This is a genomic window from Kitasatospora sp. NPDC032121, from assembly GCF_055580145.1.
The window spans coordinates 57719-75623 of the sequence record NZ_JBVILX010000015.1 but is presented as its reverse complement, the minus strand read 5'-3'; the positions used below and the strand labels follow the sequence as shown (position 1 = coordinate 75623).

Genomic DNA, 17905 nt, shown 5'->3' with positions numbered 1-17905 from the left:
CCGCGACGGACGGCCCTGGTGCGCGGAGGTCCATTCCCCTGCCGCTCCCGGGGGCCTCACCGACCCGGTCCGCTGTCACTCTCACACTGTGAGTGCTAACGCCAATGATTAGCACTCCGGGTGGTCGAGTGCAAGCCCAATCGGCAATCCGCGAGCCGCCGCGGGAGCCGCCCGGGAACGCCGACGGGCCCGTGCGACACACGTCGCACGGGCCCGTCGAGAAGCGAGAGGTCACCAGCCGTGGGGCCGCGCCGAGCTCCTGGAGCCGGAAGGGGTCAGACCGCCGCGCGGACCATGTCCGCCTGCGGGCCCTTCTGTCCCTGGGAGATCTCGAACTCGACCCGCTGGCCCTCCTCGAGGGTGCGGTAGCCGTCCATCTGGATCGCGCTGTAGTGGACGAAGACGTCCGCACCACCGTCGACCGCGATGAAGCCGTAGCCCTTCTCCGCGTTGAACCACTTGACGGTGCCCTGAGCCATTCCGAACTCCCCTAGTGCTGTGCTGGCCCTTCGCGCGCCCGCAGGTCGCGGGCCCGGGTTGGTTGAAGGCCGGCCCGGGGAACCCCCCCTGGGCGCAGCCGTGCACGCCGCAACCCTCCGCACAGGACGCCAGGCGGCCTCCGACGAGCGGGTGATTGCGTCGACCGCCGCTGAATGTATCCGGATCGACGCCCTCTGCAACAGGCCCAACCACCGGTAATTCCGGTACGGCGTCAAGGGACAGGACGGACCGAATCGGGATGTTCTCGGCATTTCACGCCGGACATAGCGGACGAATTACCCAAATGCCTGCGGTAATTCTGACATCTGCCTGACATGTTTCACGGGCCGGTCTCATCGGCCGGACGCCCCGGGCCGAGCACTGCGGGGCCGAACGAGCACTGCGGGGCCGAAAGGGAAACCCTGTTCCCAGCCGAGCGACACTCTACTCCGACTCGACCCGGAAATATTCCCGCAGGAATGCGAGCGGTCGCCCGCGCATACGGACAGCGGAATTCCGTACGCGCGGGCGACCGCGGGTTCTCTTGCGGGCTCAGCAGCCGCCGGCCACCGCCGGGATGATCGAGATGCTGGCGCCGTCCTCGATCCCGGTCGCCAGGCCCTCGGCGAAGCGCACGTCGTCGTCGTTCACGTACACGTTCACGAAGCGGCGCAGCTTGCCCGTGTCGTCCAGGATGCGGGCCGAGATGCCCGCGTGGTTCTTCTCCAGGTCGGCGACGACCTCGGCCAGGGTGGCGCCCTCGGCGGTCACCTCGGCGGCGCCGGAGGTGTAGGTGCGCAGGATGGTGGGGATGCGGACGTTGGCGCTCATGACTTCTCCTTGCGGGGGCGGGTGGTTCAGGCGGACACGAGGCCGGCGGCGCGGAACGAGTCCAGCGTCGGGCGGATGACGGCGGTCATCCCGGCCTCGGAGACGGCGTCCAGGGTCTTCAGGCCGTCGCCGGTGTTGATCGCGACGGTCTCCTTCGACGGGTCCAGCTGCCCGGTCTCGACCAGCTTCTTCAGCACGCCGACGGTCACCCCGCCCGCGGTCTCGGCGAAGATCCCCTCGGTCCGCGCCAGCAGCCGGATCGCCGCCACGACCTCGGCGTCCGTGACGTCCTCCACCGCGCCACCGGTGCGGCGGGCGATGTCCAGCACGTACGGGCCGTCGGCCGGGTTGCCGATCGCCAGCGACTTGGCGATGGTGTCCGGCTTGACCGGCTTGATCACGTCCCGGCCGGCCTTGAACGCGGCCGACACCGGCGAGCAGCCCTCGGCCTGGGCACCGAAGATCCGGTACGGCCGGTCCTCGACCAGGCCCAGCCTGATCAGCTCCTGGAGACCCTTGTCGATCTTCGTCAGCTGCGAGCCCGAGGCGATCGGGATCACGATCTGCTCCGGCAGCCGCCAGCCGAGCTGCTCGCAGATCTCGTACGCCAGCGTCTTGGACCCCTCGCCGTAGTACGGCCGCAGGTTCACGTTGACGAAGCCCCAGCCCTCGCCGGCCGGATCGCCGATCAGCTCCGAACAGAAGCGGTTCACGTCGTCGTAGTTGCCCTCGATGCCGACCAGCTCACCGCCGTACACCCCGGCCATGACGACCTTGCCCTGCTCCAGGTCGTGCGGGATGAACACGCAGGACCGGAACCCGGCCCTGGCCGCCGCCGCACCCACCGCGCCGGCCAGGTTGCCGGTGGAGGAGCAGGACAGCGTGGTGTAGCCGAACGCCCGGGCCGCCTCGATCGCGCACGCGACCACCCGGTCCTTGAAGGAGTGCGTCGGGTTCCCGGAGTCGTCCTTGACGTGCAGCTGGGCGGTGAACCCGAGCTCCCGGCCCAGGTTGTCCGCCTTCACCAGCGGGGTCCACCCCGGGTTCAGGTTCGGCTTCGAGGCCACGTCCGCCGGAACGGGCAGCAGCGGCGCGTACCGCCAGATCGACGCCGGACCGGCCTCGATCCGCTTGCGCAGCTCCTCGGCGCCCTCGCTGCCGAACTCGTAGGCGATCTCCAGCGGGCCGAAGCACTCCAGGCAGGCGAAGCTGGGGCCGAGCGGGAAACGGGTGCCACACTCGCGACAGGACAGCGCGGTGGCGGGGCCGAGGTCGACGGAAACTGGTGCGGCGGTGTCGATAGCCATGATGGCGAGGCCTCTCTCCTCATCTTCCCCGTGGCGCGGTCGCGCACGGGCCGGAATTGGCACCTGTCCCGCCGGGGCCTGTCGACGACAGCCGCGCGAGAAGGTTGCCGGGACGTCAACGGGCCGTTCCCTCAGTCCCTCTGGATGAGCTTGTGAAATTGTGGTGCTGCTCAACGGCGACCCCGGCGTGCGAAGGTCCGACCGCTGTACGAAGACTGTATCCGAAGGCGCCAATCCTGAACGGGACCGTCCGCCACGCGAGATGACAGATTCCACCGACCCCGCCGAGGAGACCTCCGTGCCCCCCGAACCGACTCCCGAGCTCCTCCCGCAGGCGGCGTCCTGGCTCCACCGCCGCTCCTGGAGCGCGGCCGACCGGCCGGTCCGCACCCTCCTCGACGCCAAGGAACGCACCGGCCGCACCGTCAGCGTGGTCCTCCCCGCCCTGGACGAGGAGGCCACCGTCGGCGACATCGTCCGCACCGTCCGCCGCGAGCTGATGGAACGCCTCCCGCTCGTCGACGAACTCGTCGTCGTCGACTCCGGCTCCACCGACGCCACCGCCGCCGTCGCCGCCGAGGCCGGCGCCCGGGTGGAACACCGCGACCGGATCCTCCCCCGGCTGCCCGCCGTCCCCGGCAAGGGCGAGGTGCTCTGGCGCTCCCTGCTGGTCACCCACGGCGACATCGTCTGCTTCGTCGACGCCGACCTGCGCGAGTTCGACCCGGCCTTCGTCTCCGGCATCGTCGGCCCGCTGCTCACCGACGAGTCCATCCAGCTGGTCAAGGCCATGTACGACCGCCCGCTGGAGTCGGACGGCGCCGTCCTGCCCGCCGGCGGCGGCCGGGTCACCGAACTCGTCGCCCGCCCCCTGCTCAACCTCCACTGGCCGGAACTCGCCGGCTTCGTCCAGCCCCTCGGCGGCGAGTACGCGGCCCGCCGCTCACTGCTCGAACGGCTGCCCTTCCCCACCGGCTACGGCGTCGAACTCGGCCTGCTGGTCGACGCCCTGGAAGTGGCCGGCCTCGACGCCCTGGCCCAGGTGGACGTCGGCGTCCGGCACCACCGCCACCAGGACGGCCAGGCCCTCGGCCGGATGGCCGCCACCATCTACCGGACCGCCCTGGAACGGCTCGACCGCACCCACCGCCTCAAGGCCTCGGCCGACCTCGTCCACCCCCACCTCACCCAGTTCACCCGCGACCCGGAAACCCGCGCCTTCACCGCGCACACCCACCCGGTGACCGCCCTGGAACGCCCCCCGATGCACACCGTGCCGGAATACGCCACCCGTCATTAGGGGCCTGTCCTCGAACCCGCGTCCGCGGGGTGACGCCGGGGTTCGAAGACAGGCCCCACGGGTTTGCCACGCCGAGCCCCCGGCAAGATGCCAACCATGGGCGATCTCACGACCAACCGTTCGAACGCGACCGGCACCGCCCCCGTCCTGGTGGCCTCCAACCGGGGACCGGTGTCCTTCAGCACCGCCGACGACGGCACGCTGACCCTGCGGCGGGGCGGCGGCGGCCTGGTCTCCGGCCTCTCCGCCATCGAGGACCCGAACGCCGTCTGGGTCTGCGCCGCCCTCGACGACTCCGACCGCAGAGCCGCCGCCGGGGCCCCGCACGGCCGCCTCGACCTGGCCGGCCACGCGGTCGGCGGCCAGGCCGTGCGGATGCTGGACCTGGACCCGCAGACCTTCGCCCGCGCCTACAACGGCGTCGCCAACTCCACCCTCTGGTTCGTCCACCACCTGCTCTACGCGACCCCCACCGCCCCCGTCTTCGACGCCGGCTTCCGCACCGAGTGGGCCGCCTACCAGGCCTACAACGAGGCCTTCGCCGAAGCCCTGGCCGCCGAAGCCGCCCCGAACGCCGCGGTGCTCGTCCAGGACTACCACCTCTCCCTGGTCCCGGCCCTGCTCCGGGAGGCCCGCCCCGACCTGCGGATCGGCCACTTCTCGCACACCCCCTGGGCCCCGCCCGAGTACTACCGGCTGCTGCCCGACGACGTCGCCCGGGCCGTCCTCACCGGCATCCTGGGCGCCGACCGGGCCGGCTTCCTCACCGAGCGCTGGGCCCGCGCCTTCGCCGCCTGCTGCGCGGACCTCCTCGGCGCCGGCGTCGACCACGACGCGCTCTCCGTCACGCTCGACGGCCGCACCACCCGCCTCGGCGTGCACGCCCTCGGCGCCGACGCCGACTTCCTGCGCGAGCGCGCCCACCGCCCCGACGTCGACGAACGCCTCGCCGCCCTCCGCGCGGCCGTCGGCGACCGCCGCACCATCGTCCGGGTCGACCGCACCGAGCTGAGCAAGAACATCGTCCGCGGCCTGCTGGCCTACCGGCACCTGCTCCGCACCCGCCCGCAGTGGCACGACCGGGTGGTGCACATCGCCTTCGCCTACCCGTCCCGCACCGACCTCGCCGAGTACCGCGACTACACGGCCCGGGTCCGGGAGCTCGCCGAGGCCGTCAACGCCGAATTCGCCACCCCCACCTGGCAACCGCTGATCCTGCACGTCGACGACGACTTCCCGCGCTCCCTCGCCGCCTACCGGCTGGCCGACGTCGCCCTGGTCAACCCCATCCGCGACGGCATGAACCTGGTCGCCAAGGAGGTCCCCGTGGTCTCCGACCGCGGCTGCGCCCTCGTCCTCTCCCGCGAGGCCGGCGCCCACGCCGAACTCAAGGACGACGCCCTCACCGTCAACCCCTACGACGTCATCGCCACCGCCGACGCCCTCCACGCCGGCCTCACCATGAGCCCGGAGGAGCGCGCCGACCGCACCAAGCGCCTGGCGGCGGCGGCCACCGCACTCCCCCCGCAGCAGTGGTTCCTGGACCAGCTCAACGCGCTGTGAGCGCGTCCCCCAACGCCCCCAACAGCTCCACCACACCCTCCGGCCCGGCGACCACCAGGTCCGCCCGGTCGGCCAGCTCCCGCACCGGCGCGTCCCCCACCGCGCCGGCGCACACCAGCACCCCCGCGACACCCTCGCCGCGCAGCTTCTCCACCGCGGCGAAGGCCGCCACGTCCCCCAGGTCGTCCCCCGCGTAGAGCACCGAACGGGCCCTCCGCTCCCGCAGGAAGCCGGTCAGCGCCGCCCCCTTGTCCACCCCCGGCGGCCGCAGCTCCAGCACCAGCCGCCCGGGCTCCACCACCAGCCCGTACTCGGCCGCCAACTCCCCCACCGGCGCCCGCAACAGCTCCAACGCCTCCTGCGGCGCCGCCGTCCGCCGGGTGTGCACGGCCACCGCCCGCCCCTTGTCCTCCACCCACGTCCCCCCGGGCGCCCCCACCCGCTCCAGCACCCCCGGCAACTCCTCCCGCACCCGCGCCACCCCCGGATGCGCCTCCGGCGCCGACAGCTCCCCGCCCTCCCACCGCTCGGCCCCGTAGTGCCCCAGCACCACCACCCCCGGCAGCCCCGCGAACCCCCCGTACTCCACCGCCACCCCGGCCGGCCGCCCCGTCACCACCACCACGCCGCCCACCACCGGAGCCAGCCGCCGCAACGCCCCCACCACCCCCGGATGCGCCCGCGCCCGCTCCGGATCCGCCACGATCGGCGCCAACGTCCCGTCGAAGTCCAACCCGATCACGGCATCCCCGGGCGCCGCCAGGACGGCCCGCACCCCGTCCCGCCCAGCCCCGGTCGCCGGCACGAACATCTCTTCAAAGCCCATACCGGAGCCCCTACCCCGGAGCACCCCGCTCCGCACTCCCCCGGCCCGCGGGCGCGCGGGAGCCCCCACCCTCCCGAGAGCCCCCCGTCGATCAGCGAGCCGATCAGCGAGCCCCCCGCCGAGCCTCCCGCACCCGCCGCAGCCGATTCACCAACACCGGCGCGTGCGCCAGCGCCTCCTCCCGGTCCAGCAGAGCGTTCAGCACCTGGTAGTACCGCGTGGAGGAGAGCCCCAGCTCCTCCCGGATCGCCCGCTCCTTGGCTCCCGCCGTACGCCACTGCCGCCCCTCCAGCGCCAGCACCGCCCGTTCCCGCTCACTCAGCTCGCCCACCGCGCACACCTCCGCCCGCCACTACGGAGTGTCATTCTCCCGCGCGACCCCGACACACAGTGCTCGCCCCACCGCCACCCCGGCCGCACTAACGTCACTCCCATGACCACGCCCAGCTTCGCCCTGCACATCCCGACCGCCGACCTCGACCCCGACCCGCTGGACCCCTCCCAGATCGTCTCCGGCACCCCCGAGGTCACCGGCAGGGTGCTCTCCGAGTCCGCCGACGGCCGCCACCTGCGCGGCCTCTGGCAGATCACCCCCGGCGTGGTCACCGACGTCGAGGCCGACGAGATGTTCGTGGTGCTCAGCGGCCGGGCCACCATCGAGATCGAGGGCGGCCCGACCCTGGAGGTCGGCCCCGGCGACTGCGCGGTCCTGCGCGAGGGCGACCGCACCACCTGGACGGTCCACGAGACCCTCCGCAAGGCCTACGCCATCACGCTCCCGTAGGAGCCGGACGACCCCGCCCGGGCCGGGGGCCGGCCCCCGGCCCCCGGCCCCTACTTGCGGACCGCCGCCGCCTCCTTCACGGCCGCGTCCTGCAGCCCCCCGAGCACCTGCTTCGGATCCCCCGTCACCGCCTGCCCGATCCCCGCCTTGATCCGGTCGCTGACCTCGCCCCAGGCCGGGTCCCCGAACGGGTAGAAGCTCGCGTTGGTCAGCCCGACCGCGAACTGCTTGAGGTCCTCGTGCTTCGGGTCCGTCGACATCTGCGCGAACGCGTCCTGGGTGACCGGCAGGAGGTTGTACTGCTCGTCGAACTTCAGCTGGTTGTCCTTGTCGTAGACGAACGACAGGAACTTCTTGATCTCGTTCTTGTGCCCGTTCGCCTTGAACGCCATCATCCAGTCCGCGACCCCGAGGCTCCCCGTGCGCCCGAGCCCGTCCCGCTTCGGGATCGGCGCCGTCCCGAACTCGACCTTCCCGGCGGTCGCCATCCGCAGCAGCGTCGGATGCCCGTTCAGCATCGCCACCTTCCCCGCGGCGAAGTCCTGGAACACCGGGGTGCGGTTCATCTTGCCGGGGTCCGGGTACGTCAGCCCGGTGGCCACCAGGTTGCTCTTCAGCCAGCTGAAGGTCGCCTGGTTCTGGGAGCTGTCGATGGTGTAGTTGCCGACGTCGTCGGAGATGCTGCCGCCGCCGCTCAGCGTCCACAGCATCGACTCGGCCGGCGCCTCCTCCGGTCCCAGCGGCAACCCGTACGGGGTCACCCCCGGCACCTTGGCCTTGATCTTCTCCGCGTCCTGCCGCAGCTCGTTCCAGGTGGCCGGCGGCTGGGCGATCCCGGCCTGCCGGAACATCGCCTTGTTGTAGAAGAGCACCCGCGACGAGGAGACGAACGGGATCCCGTACTGCGTCCCGAGCACCTGCCCGGCGTGCGCGAAGGTCTCCAGGAACCTGGCCTGGGTCTCCACCGAAAGCACGTCGGACGCCGGGTAGAGCCGCTCCGCCGCCACCTGGTCGGCGAAGCCGCCGGTCTGCAGCAGGTCCGGCGACTTGCCGGCCGCGATCATGTCCTCGACCTTCTTGCCGATCTCGGTCCAGCTGTCCACCTCGACGCTGACCTTGATCCCGGGGTTGGCCGCCTCGAAGTCCCTGGCGACCGCGTCCCAGTAGTGCTGGGAGTTGGTCTCGGGGCTCTCCCCGTAGTCGGCCGCGACCAGCTTGAGGGTGACGGGCCCGTCGTCCTTCCCGGCGCAGGCACTGGCCGCGATGAGGACCAGTGTTCCGGCCAGCACACCGCCGAGCACACGGGTGGGAACGTGGACGCGCCTGTTCAACGCGGGTACCGCCTTCGGGGGGATGAATCGGCCGGAACGGGGGATTCCGGCAGGGGACGCGCCACACTGCCAAACCCGCCGACCGCCGGTCCACACCACCGACCGGGCCCGCCCGAGTAGTTATCGAAGTGCTCTGAGTCATTGCACAATGCGCAACAAAACCCCCGCGCACCCCGGTCCGCACCCGCTCCGGCACCCGGCCCCGCGCCCCGGCGCAAAGCCCCGCACACCTGCGCAGCTGCGACAAAGCTCACCCAGTATGGACCAGACCAATCCGACAACTGGACTAGACCTCTTCGACCCGCCCAAGGGAAACTGTCCTCCGTGAAGCACGTCATCGCACTCGATGTAGGCGGCACCGGCATGAAGGCCGCGCTGCTCGCCCAGGACGGCTCCGTGCTGTTCGAAGCACGCCGACCGACCGGGCGGGAGCACGGCACCGACGCCGTCGTCACCGCCATCCTCGACTTCGCCACCGACCTGGCGGACGAGGGCCGCAGCCGCTTCGGCGTCGCCCCGCTCGCGGCCGGTGTCGCCGTCCCGGGCACGATCGACGAGAAGAACGGCATCGCGGTCTACTCCGCCAACCTCGGCTGGCGCGACCTCCCGCTGCGCAAGCTGCTCGGCGAGCGCCTGGCCGGGCCGCAGGGCGGCGCGATGCCGGTGGCCCTCGGCCACGACGTGCGTTCCGGCGGCCTGGCCGAGGGCCGGATCGGAGCCGGCCGGGGCGTCGACCGCTTCCTGTTCATCGCCCTCGGCACCGGCATCGCCGGCGCCATCGGCATCGACGGCCGGATCGAGGCCGGCGCGCACGGCTACGGCGGCGAGATCGGCCACGTCGTGGTCCGCCCCGGCGGCCCGCTGTGCGGCTGCGGCGCCCGCGGCTGCCTGGAGACGCTGGCCTCCGCCTCCGCCGTCTCCCGCGCCTGGGCCGAGGCCAGCGGTGACCCCGACGCCGACGCGGCATCCTGCGCCGCCGCGGTGGACGCCGGGGACGACCGTGCCGTCGCGGTCTGGCAGCGGGCCGTCGACGCCCTGGCGGACGGCATCGTCCTGGCCCAGAGCCTGCTCGACCCGTCGACGGTGATCGTCGGCGGCGGGCTGGCCGAGGCCGCCGACACGCTCTTCACCCCACTGCGCGCGGCGGTCGCCGAGCGACTGACCTTCCAGATGCCCCCGAAGGTCGTGCCCGCCATGCTCAAAGACACCGCCGCATCCCTGGGCGCTGGCCTGCTCGCCTGGGATCTGCTCACCTTGGAGGTGACCGCGTGACCACCGCGGACCGTGACCGTACTGCCCTGGCCGGCGCCCGACTGGTCCTGCCCGGCGGCGTCGTCGAGGGCGGCCGCCTCACCGTCGACGGCGAGCGCATCGCCGCCATCGGGAACGAGGCGGGTGGCGGCGACAGCGAGCCCGGCGACCTCGACCTGACCGGGTACACCGTCGTGCCCGGCTTCGTCGACCTGCACGTCCACGGCGGCGGCGGTGCCTCGTACACCTCCGGCATCGCCGAGGAGGCGCTGCTGGCCGCCCGCACCCACCTGGAGCACGGCACCACCACCACGGTGGCCTCCACCGTCACCGGCGAGATCGACGACCTCGCCCGCCAGGCCCACGTCCTGTCCGAACTCGTCGAGGACGGCGTCCTGGCCGGCATCCACTTCGAGGGGCCGTTCATCTCGCCGGGCCGCTGCGGCGCCCACCGCCCCGACCTGCTGCGGGACCCCGACCCGGCGCTGGTGCGCAAGCTGGTCGACGCCGCCCGCGGCCACGCCAGGATGGTCACCCTGGCCCCCGAACTGCCCGGCGGCCTGGACTCGGTGCGGATGCTCGCCGACCTCGGCGTGATCGCCGCCGTCGGCCACACCGACTCCGACTACGCCACCACCCTGGAGGCGATCGAGGCCGGCGCCACCGTCGCCACCCACCTGTTCAACGCCATGCCCGGCATCGCCCACCGCGCCCCCGGCCCGATCGTGGCGCTGCTGGAGGACGAGCGGGTCACCGTCGAACTGATCAACGACGGCGTGCACCTGCACCCCTCCGTCCTCGACCTCGCCTACGGCACCGCCGGCGCGCAGAGGGTCGCCCTGATCACCGACGCCATGGGCGCGGCCGGCATGGGCGACGGCCTCTACCCGCTCGGACCGCTCCAGGTCGACGTCAAGGACGGCGTGGCCCGGCTGGTCGAGGGCGGCGCGATCGCCGGCTCCACCCTCACCCTGGACGTGGCGTTCAAGCGCTCGGTCACCGTCAACGGGCTGAGCCTGAACCAGACCGTCGAGTCGCTGTCCGCCACCCCGGCCCGGCTGATCGGCCTGAGCGACTCGATCGGCTCACTGGAGGCCGGCAAGCTCGCCGACCTGGTCGTGGTCGACTCCGAGAGCTACGACCTGGTCGCCGTGATGCGCCGCGGCCGGTGGGTCCTCGGCGGCGAGCGGTTCCGGCCCGTGAAGGCCGACTGACCGGAGCCCGCCGACACGACGGCCGCCCGCCCCCGGGAGGGGACGGGCGGCCGTGTCGCGTCCGGGGCGGGGTCAGCCGCTCGGCTCGATGGTGATCTGGTCGATCAGGACCGGCCCGGAGGGCACCGTGAAGGTCACCGAGTTCGTCCCGGCCTGGAACTGCGGGAGTATCCAGGTGGAGAACCAGGCGGAGGTCTGGTCCTTGGGGGGCGCCCCGTAGATCTTGTAGGTCACCCCGCTCGGCCAGTCCTTGCCGTTCACCACGGCGCTGCCCTTGATGTCGGCGCCCGTGTAGTTGTAGTGCACGGACAGCTTGTACGTCCCGGCCGTGGCGATCTCGCCGGTCCAGGTCACCGAGCCGCCCGGCTGCAGCGTCAGGTAACTGCCGTCGGCCGACTTGGCGCCCTTGACGCTGTTGCCCACCGGCGCGTTCTGCGCCTGGAACTGGCCGGCGTCCACGTTCGTCGGGCCGGTGATCGCGGCGGTGCTCGCCGACGGGGCGGCGCTCGCGGACGTGGCCGTCGGAGCCGGGGTGGTGGGGGCCGGCGGTGCGGAGGTCGCGACGCCGCCCTTGCCGCCCTTGTCGTCCGGGTCCCCGGTGGAGAGCGCTATGCCGGCCCCGATCGCTATCGCCGCGACCACGGCCACCGCGCCGATCACCGCGCCCTTGCTGCGGCCGCTGCTGCGGGGCTCCTCCCCCGGCTGCGGCCGGGAGTGCTCCGCGTAGCGGGTCTGCTGGGCGGGCACGGCACCGTACTCGGGCTGCTGCGGCTGGCCGGGCTGGCCGCCGTAAGGGGCCTGCGGCTGGCCGCCCGGGTACCCCTGCGGCTGACCGCCCTGCGGGCCGTACGGCTGCTGCTGAGCCCGCGGCGGGTAGCCGTACTGCGCGCGCCCGACCTCCATCGGACGGCTGTACGGCGTGCGCGGGACCCCCTGCTGCGGCTCGGCCGGCTGCCCGGTGGAACCGTCGGCCGGGCGGTAGAGGTAGCCGAACGGGTCGTCGTCCTGCGGGGCACCGCCCCCCTGGCCCTCGGGCACTCCGTTGCTGCCGGCGGTCGTCACGGTGGTCTGCTCCCCCATCCGGTGCACCGCCGGCTGCGGGCGGCACAGATCATGGACGCTGTCGTACCGGGAACCCTACCTGCCGTACGTGACAGCGGGAAAAGACCCCTTGACAACTCACCGGTAACCTGGCGGGACCGGAGCCCGCGCCCGCCGTGCTCGGCGCCCGCTCAGCCCGCGCGCCGGTGCGAGCGCTCGCCGCGCGCCCCGCGCACCGCCCCGCCCCGGGCCCGCTTCTCGTCGTACATCCGCTCGTCCGCGGTGTGCAGCACCTCCTCGATGCTCATCCCGCAGCCGGCCCAGCCGACCCCGAGGCTCACCCCCACCCGCATCGCCCGGCCGTCGATCCGCATCGGCGGGATGATGGCGCCCCGCAGCCGGTGGGCGAGGTCCTTGGCCTCCTCGCGGCCGATCCCGTCGGCCAGCACCACGAACTCGTCACCGCCGAGCCGGGCCACCGTGTCGCCGTCCCGGACCGCCTGGCTCAGCCGCTGGGCGACCTCGACCAGCACCGCGTCACCCGCGTTGTGGCCGAACCGGTCGTTGATCGACTTGAAGCCGTCCAGGTCGCAGAAGATCACCGCGAGCCCCTTCTCCACCGCCGCCGCGCCGCCGGAGCGGAACGGCACCGACCAGGCCTCGCCGCCCGGCCCGTACTCGGCGGGGACCACCGCGTGCACGTGCTCCCCGTAGCCCGGGCCGATCCCGCCCGGTACGCCCTCGTACGTCCCGTAGCCGTGCACCGCCCCGGCGTACGGGTCCGCCCCCTGCGCCCCGGCGTACTCCCTGTGCACGGCGTAGGAGTCGGCCGGGTAGCCGTACGGCTGGGGATAGGCCACCTCGACCTGGCCGGCGGCGGCGCCGACCGGCTGCGGCTGGGCGCAGAGCCGGCGGGCCAGCCTGGCCTTGAGCTCGGCGCCGTTCGGCAGCCCGGTGAGCGCGTCGTGGCTGGCCCGGTGGGCGAGCTGGAACTCGTGCCGCTTGCGGTCCTCGATGTCCTCGACGTGGGTGAGCAGGAAGCTCGGGCCCTCGGCCGCGTCCGCGACGATCGAGTTGCGCAGGCAGACCCACTGGTAGCCGCCGTCCCGCCGGGACAGCCGCAGCTCGGCGCGGCCGCTCTCGGCGCTGGTGCGCTCCAGCAGCGCCCGGTCCTCGGGGTGCACGAGGTCGGCGAAGCTCTGCTGGCGCAGCACCGCCCGGGGCCGGCCGAGCAGCCGGCAGAGCGCGTCGTTGACCCTGGTCAGCTGGCCGCGCCCGGCACCGTGCAGCTCGGTGATCGCCATCCCGCTGGGCGCGTACTCGAACGCCTGGCGGAAGCTCTCCTCGCTGGCCCGCAGCGCCTGCTGCTCCTTCTCCAGACGGGCCAGCGCGCGCTGCATCTCGGCCCGCAGCCGGGCGTTGCCGATCGCGATGGAGGCCTGCAGCGAGAACATCTCCAGCGCCTCGCGGGTCCACGCCCCGGGCCGCTTGCCGCTGCGCGGCCGGTCCACCGAGAGGACGCCGAGGAGGTCGCCACCGGCGCTGTACATCGGGGCGAGCAGCCCGTCGGCGGGGTGCCAGTCGTTGGCGTACACCGGCAGCGGACCGTCCCCGATCCAGCGCGGGATGTCGCTGGCGACGGCCCAGCCGCGGTCGTACGGCAGGAAGCGCAGGGTGCCCCAGTGGTCACTGACGCCGAGCAGCCGGTCCCAGGACTCCCGGGAGCCGACCTGGCCGAGCAGGACGGAGGGGCCGCCCATCGGGCTCTCCTCCAGCTCCCAGACGGCCGCCACCACCAGGTCGCCGTCCGGCCGGACCAGGCTGACCGCGGCGGCGTCGAAGCCGAGCCCGTGCACCGCGCCTTCGACAACGGCCTGGAGCGTGCCAGCGAGGCTGCGGGCAGCGTTGAGGTCCGCCACGACCCGGTGCAAGGTGCGGAGGGTCGCGAGACGGACGTACGGCTCCGACTCGGCTTCCATGCGGGGGCTCCCCGGCTGCTTCGGATAGTTCTTGATTGGTTATCGTCCGATTGCCAGAAGAACTGAATCACAGGGAGCACAGCGCTCGGCACGCTCGGTCAGCAATAGGCCATCACTTGTGACTTAAATCACACGACACTAATGCGCCCTTAATCAGCTCATCTGACCCATAGCGGGACATAAAGCGCCATCGGAACATTTCTGGTGGTCGACCGCATTGGCCGCGGGCTGAAGCCCAGTGCGCCCGCCACTGCGGCCGCTTCACTCCTGCGGGTGAGTTCGGCCACCGAGCGCAACCCCTCGGCCTGACCTCCGGTCCTACGACCAAGGCCCGATGCCGTTTCTCCCAGGTGACGACTACCGTGCGGTACGTGTACCCGTCCCCGCAGCCCGAAGCTGCCCCCCACGCCACGCCCGACGAGTTCCGGGCTGCCCTCTCCCAGCTCGCCGCCGGCGTGAGCCTGGTGACCGTCCACGACCCGGAGGACGGCGAGGACGCCGGCATGACCGCCACGTCCTTCCTCTCGGTGTCGCTGGAGCCGCCGCTGGTGCTGATCTCGGTCCGCGAGGACTCCCGGATGGACGACGTGCTCTCCCGGGCGGACACCTGGGCGGTCTCGGTGCTGGCCGAGGGGCAGAAGACGCTCGGCTCCCGGTTCGCCATGAAGGGCCGGCTCAGCGACCGGCTGCTGTTCGCGGACACCCCGCACCACCGCGGCCCGCACACCGACGCCCCGCTGATCGCCGGGGCGCTGGCCACCGTCGAGTGCCGCACCGAACAGCGGATACCGGCCGGGGACCACACCCTGCTGCTCGGCCGCGTCCTGGAGGCCGTGGTGCCCGACCCCGGCGGCCGCCCGCTGCTCTACTTCCGCGGCGGCTACCGCGCCCTCGGCTAGGGCTAGGGCGCGTCCGCTCGGCTACGGCCCGTCCGCCCAGGGCGCGTCTACTCGCCGCCCCGCGGCGCCCGACGGCCCTGCTTCAGCTCGGAGCGGTGCCGCTTGTTGTACAACCGCCGCTCGACCATCCCCCGGCTCGGCCTGGTCGCCCGCCGGGTCTTCGGCGGCGGTGCGCACGCCTCGCTCAGCAGCGCCGACAGCCGGGCCGCGGCCGCCTCCCGGTTGCGCCACTGCGAGCGGAACTCCGAGGCCTGGACCACCAGCACCCGGCCGTCCACCAGCCGACCGGCCAGCCGCTCCAGTGCGCGCTCGCGCCAGACCTCGGGCAGCGCCTTGGTCGACGCCAGGTCGAAGCGCAGCTCGGCCTTGGAGTCGGAGGTGTTGACGTGCTGGCCGCCGGGGCCTGAGGAACGCGAGAAGCGCCAGACGAGCTCGGCGTCGGGGACGACCACCGACCCCCGTACGCGGATGGGCTCGGACATGCGTCCATCATCCCGTGCCCGGCCCACCCGGTCACGCCGTTATTCGCCCCCGCCCCTCCGGCTCCGGGCGGCGCGGCCCGCGGGCCCCGTCGCCCGTCCGGCCCCGGTTCCCCCCGTGCGTCCGGAGCCCCGACAATGGCGTACGTGATCGAGCTCGGCTACTCCCTCTCCAACCGTTTCCCCGACCCCCCGCAGACGGACTACCGCACCGCGTCCGTGCACGCCCTGCGGTACGACCTGTTCTGCGGCGACGTCTACCTGGACGGCGAGGGCTCGGAGCTGTCCACCGCCTGGGGCTGGGTGCCGGTGCTCGACTTCGCGTGGGCGCTGTGCGACATCGCCGAGCTGCTGGACCGTGACCCGGACGGCGTCCGGGCCGCCCGGGTGCAGACCGCCGACCTCGACTTCACCCAGAACACCGAGCTGCTGCGCTTCGCCCGCCGCTTCAACTGGGTGGAGGTCACCGCCACCTGGCTGCCGGACGAGCCGCCGGTGGTCGTCCGGCACGGCGAACTGCGGCGCGAGGCCCGGGACTTCCTCCAGGACACCCTGGCCGACCTCTTCGACATGCACCCCGGTCTGGCCGACAACCCGAACATCTGGACGCTGCAGGGACGGTTCCGCCGGATCTGACACCGGCTTTGCCGGGGCTTTGCCAGCCGATTGGCGCCCACGAAGAATTCACGGGCTCTGCGGAACCAAGCCCCCGGACTATTGCGTTGTCCCGGGAAATAGCGAACGAGAGCAACGAAGGGACTGCAATCGTCATGCCAGTGAGCCTCTCCAAGGGTGGCAACGTCTCGCTGACCAAGGAGGCCCCCGGCCTGTCCGCGGTCTCCGTCGGCCTGGGTTGGGACGTCCGCACCACGACCGGCGCCGAGTTCGACCTCGACGCCAGCGCGATCGTCCTGAACGCGGACGGCAAGGTGCTGTCCAACGCCCACTTCGTCTTCTTCAACAACACCAGCACGCCGGACAACACCGTCGTGCACACCGGTGACAACCGCACCGGCGAGGGTGCGGGCGACGACGAGTCGATCAACGTCAACCTGGCCGGCCTGCCGGCCGAGGCCGTCAAGATCACCTTCCCGGTCACCATCTACGACGGCGTCGCCCGCGGCCAGAACTTCGGCCAGGTCCGCAACGCCTACATCCGCGTGGTGAACGCGGCCGGCGGCTCCGAGATCGCCCGCTACGACCTCTCCGAGGACGCCGCCACCGAGACCGCGATGATCTTCGGCGAGCTCTACCGCAACGGCGGGGAGTGGAAGTTCCGCGCCGTCGGCCAGGGCTACGCCTCCGGCCTGGCGGGCATCGCCCAGGACTTCGGCGTCCAGATCTGACGCACCCGCGGAAAACACCGCGGCGCGGGAAGTCGGTCCGTCCGACCTCCCGCGCCGCGGTTCTCGTTTCCGGGGCCCGGCGGGCCCGGCGCCCTCAGCGCGAGGCGCGCAGCTCCGGCAGCTGGATCAGCTCGGTCTCGTCCTCCGGCGTCAGGTCCACCACGGCCGGCGCGCCCTGCTCCGGCCGCTCGGCCGGCTCCGCCGCCCTGGCGTCGGCCTCGGCCTTCGCGGCCACCGCCTCGTCGCCCACCACGTCCGCCAGGTCGGCGCGCTCCCCCAGCTCGGCGACGCTGCCCACGGCCGGCGCCGGAGCCGCCGGGCGCGCCGGGGCGGCCGAGCCGCGGCCGAAGAAGCTGAAGCCCTGCCCGCGCGCCTGCCCGGACTGGGCCGGCCGCGGCCGCTGCCGCTCGGCCGGCGCGGGCGCCGCGGCGGGCGCGGCGGGCGCGGCCGGCGTCCCGCCGAGCTGACCCACCGTCGCGGTCAGCGCCGGACGCACCGGCGACTGGGCCGCCGGAGCCTGCTCCGGCGTGGGCACCGAGGGCGCCACCGGAGCCGGTACGGCCACCGGGGCGGGCACCGCGGTCGGCGCCGGCGCCGTACGCGCCCGCAGAGCCACCTCCGCACCCGCCGTCCGCGCCCGCTGGGCCTCCTGCTCCGCCGCACGGCGCTCCAGCTGCCGCAGCACGGCCGCCGCCCGCACGTACGCCGCCGGGCTGGCCGGGTACTTCGGACGGCTCGCGGCGAGCGCCCGCTGGGCCGCCTCGGCCTCCTTGAGCGCCTGCTCGGCCACCGTCACGGCCCGCTCGCGCAGCAGCCGGGCGATCTCGGTCTCGGCCTTCGCCAGCCGCGACTTCTCCGCCGTCAGCCGCCGCCCGAACCGGGTGGCCCGCTCCTCGGCGACCTCCGCCGCGTACTCGGCCTCGGCCAGCTGCTCCTCGAACCGCTCCTCGGCGCGCAGCCGCTGCGCCGAGGACATCTCGGCGGCCGCCCGGGCCGCCTTGTCCCGCTGGCGCAGCAGCAGCGCGAAGCCGAGCGTCGCGATCACCGCCGCGACGCCCACCGAGCGCACCAGGACGGTGTCCTGACTGAAAAGCAGCGCGGCCAGCGCGGCGACCAGCAGCACGCCGGCGGCGGTGGGGGGAAAGACCCGGCCGAGGACGGAGGAATGACGGTGGCGTCCGCGAGACATGTCCAAGAAACTAGCGTGCGAATTGGGGGCGTGTCAGCCCAGGGTCCCCTTCCGCCCTTGACAGGGGGCGGTTTTTACCGCACGT

18 protein-coding genes and 1 riboswitch are annotated in these 17905 nt (G+C 73.1%); of the genes, 8 read left to right on the top strand and 10 right to left on the bottom strand.

The genetic code is table 11. The features are described from left to right. Positions 1-275 precede the first annotated feature (275 nt). From ACZ5OX_RS29420 to thrC, 3 genes are all read right to left on the bottom strand, one after another. The gene (locus ACZ5OX_RS29420; protein WP_030289665.1) at positions 276-479 is read right to left on the bottom strand and encodes a cold-shock protein; all 204 of its coding nucleotides are present in this window, start codon (positions 477-479) and stop codon (positions 276-278) included. 553 nt (positions 480-1032) lie between these two features. Beyond that, complete coding sequence (locus tag ACZ5OX_RS29415; RefSeq protein WP_449792709.1) at positions 1033-1311, bottom strand: MoaD/ThiS family protein; 279 nt, start codon at positions 1309-1311, stop codon at positions 1033-1035. Positions 1312-1337: 26 nt separating this feature from the next. Further along, positions 1338-2618, bottom strand: a complete 1281-nt coding sequence (gene thrC, locus ACZ5OX_RS29410) for a threonine synthase (RefSeq protein WP_465634247.1) — start codon at positions 2616-2618, stop codon at positions 1338-1340. A 16-nt stretch (positions 2619-2634) separates the two neighbouring features. Beyond that, positions 2635-2769, bottom strand: a riboswitch (SAM riboswitch). A 111-nt stretch (positions 2770-2880) separates the two neighbouring features. Between thrC and ACZ5OX_RS29405 the strand changes: the two genes are divergently transcribed. After that, on the top strand, positions 2881-3918 hold the full coding sequence (locus ACZ5OX_RS29405; protein WP_465634246.1) for a glucosyl-3-phosphoglycerate synthase: 1038 nt from the start codon (positions 2881-2883) through the stop codon (positions 3916-3918). Between the two features lie 96 nt (positions 3919-4014). Continuing rightward, positions 4015-5481: an alpha,alpha-trehalose-phosphate synthase (UDP-forming) gene (locus tag ACZ5OX_RS29400; protein WP_465634244.1), complete on the top strand. Its 1467-nt coding sequence runs from the start codon at positions 4015-4017 to the stop codon at positions 5479-5481. Here ACZ5OX_RS29400 and otsB read toward each other — a convergent pair. Together otsB and ACZ5OX_RS29390 are read right to left on the bottom strand one after the other, a co-directional pair. Next, positions 5468-6307, bottom strand: a complete 840-nt coding sequence (gene otsB, locus ACZ5OX_RS29395) for a trehalose-phosphatase (RefSeq protein ID WP_465634243.1) — start codon at positions 6305-6307, stop codon at positions 5468-5470. The two genes, ACZ5OX_RS29400 and otsB, sit on opposite strands and share 14 nt — an antisense overlap. A gap of 103 nt (positions 6308-6410) precedes the next feature. After that, a complete protein-coding gene (locus ACZ5OX_RS29390) occupies positions 6411-6638 on the bottom strand; it encodes a DUF3263 domain-containing protein (RefSeq protein ID WP_392882548.1) in 228 nt (75 codons plus the stop codon). 102 nt (positions 6639-6740) lie between these two features. Between ACZ5OX_RS29390 and ACZ5OX_RS29385 the strand changes: the two genes are divergently transcribed. After that, on the top strand, positions 6741-7091 hold the full coding sequence (locus ACZ5OX_RS29385; protein ID WP_392882550.1) for a cupin domain-containing protein: 351 nt from the start codon (positions 6741-6743) through the stop codon (positions 7089-7091). A 50-nt stretch (positions 7092-7141) separates the two neighbouring features. Here the strand turns inward: ACZ5OX_RS29385 and ACZ5OX_RS29380 are convergent, their stop codons facing one another. After that, positions 7142-8422 carry an extracellular solute-binding protein gene (locus ACZ5OX_RS29380; RefSeq protein WP_465634242.1) on the bottom strand — a complete coding sequence of 427 codons (1281 nt, stop codon included), beginning with the start codon at positions 8420-8422 and terminating at the stop codon, positions 7142-7144. 324 nt (positions 8423-8746) lie between these two features. On the opposite strand from ACZ5OX_RS29380, the gene ACZ5OX_RS29375 reads away from it, so the two are divergent. Beyond that, positions 8747-9694, top strand: coding sequence for an ROK family protein (locus ACZ5OX_RS29375; protein ID WP_449792701.1), 948 nt, complete (start codon positions 8747-8749; stop codon positions 9692-9694). Beyond that, positions 9691-10887, top strand: a complete 1197-nt coding sequence (gene nagA, locus ACZ5OX_RS29370; RefSeq protein ID WP_465634240.1) for an N-acetylglucosamine-6-phosphate deacetylase — start codon at positions 9691-9693, stop codon at positions 10885-10887. Before ACZ5OX_RS29375 ends, nagA begins: the two co-directional genes overlap by 4 nt. A 72-nt stretch (positions 10888-10959) precedes the next feature. On the opposite strand, the gene ACZ5OX_RS29365 is transcribed toward nagA, so the two are convergent. Together ACZ5OX_RS29365 and ACZ5OX_RS29360 are read right to left on the bottom strand one after the other, a co-directional pair. After that, positions 10960-11967: a carbohydrate-binding protein gene (locus tag ACZ5OX_RS29365; protein ID WP_465634238.1), complete on the bottom strand. Its 1008-nt coding sequence runs from the start codon at positions 11965-11967 to the stop codon at positions 10960-10962. Positions 11968-12119: 152 nt separating this feature from the next. Beyond that, a complete protein-coding gene (locus ACZ5OX_RS29360) occupies positions 12120-13907 on the bottom strand; it encodes a GGDEF domain-containing protein (RefSeq protein WP_465634237.1) in 1788 nt (595 codons plus the stop codon). Between the two features lie 371 nt (positions 13908-14278). On the opposite strand from ACZ5OX_RS29360, the gene ACZ5OX_RS29355 reads away from it, so the two are divergent. After that, complete coding sequence (locus tag ACZ5OX_RS29355; protein ID WP_465634235.1) at positions 14279-14806, top strand: flavin reductase family protein; 528 nt, start codon at positions 14279-14281, stop codon at positions 14804-14806. Positions 14807-14853: 47 nt separating this feature from the next. On the opposite strand, the gene arfB is transcribed toward ACZ5OX_RS29355, so the two are convergent. Further along, positions 14854-15288, bottom strand: a complete 435-nt coding sequence (gene arfB, locus ACZ5OX_RS29350) for an alternative ribosome rescue aminoacyl-tRNA hydrolase ArfB (RefSeq protein WP_392882569.1) — start codon at positions 15286-15288, stop codon at positions 14854-14856. 135 nt (positions 15289-15423) lie between these two features. Between arfB and ACZ5OX_RS29345 the strand changes: the two genes are divergently transcribed. Together ACZ5OX_RS29345 and ACZ5OX_RS29340 are read left to right on the top strand one after the other, a co-directional pair. After that, positions 15424-15921 (top strand): hypothetical protein, encoded by a 498-nt coding sequence (locus ACZ5OX_RS29345; protein ID WP_449792242.1) that lies wholly within the window; start codon positions 15424-15426, stop codon positions 15919-15921. A 134-nt stretch (positions 15922-16055) separates the two neighbouring features. Next, the gene (locus ACZ5OX_RS29340; RefSeq protein ID WP_449792241.1) at positions 16056-16631 is read left to right on the top strand and encodes a TerD family protein; all 576 of its coding nucleotides are present in this window, start codon (positions 16056-16058) and stop codon (positions 16629-16631) included. Between the two features lie 94 nt (positions 16632-16725). Here ACZ5OX_RS29340 and ACZ5OX_RS29335 read toward each other — a convergent pair whose 3' ends face one another. Then, positions 16726-17820 (bottom strand): hypothetical protein, encoded by a 1095-nt coding sequence (locus ACZ5OX_RS29335; RefSeq protein ID WP_465634234.1) that lies wholly within the window; start codon positions 17818-17820, stop codon positions 16726-16728. Positions 17821-17905: the final 85 nt, after the last annotated feature.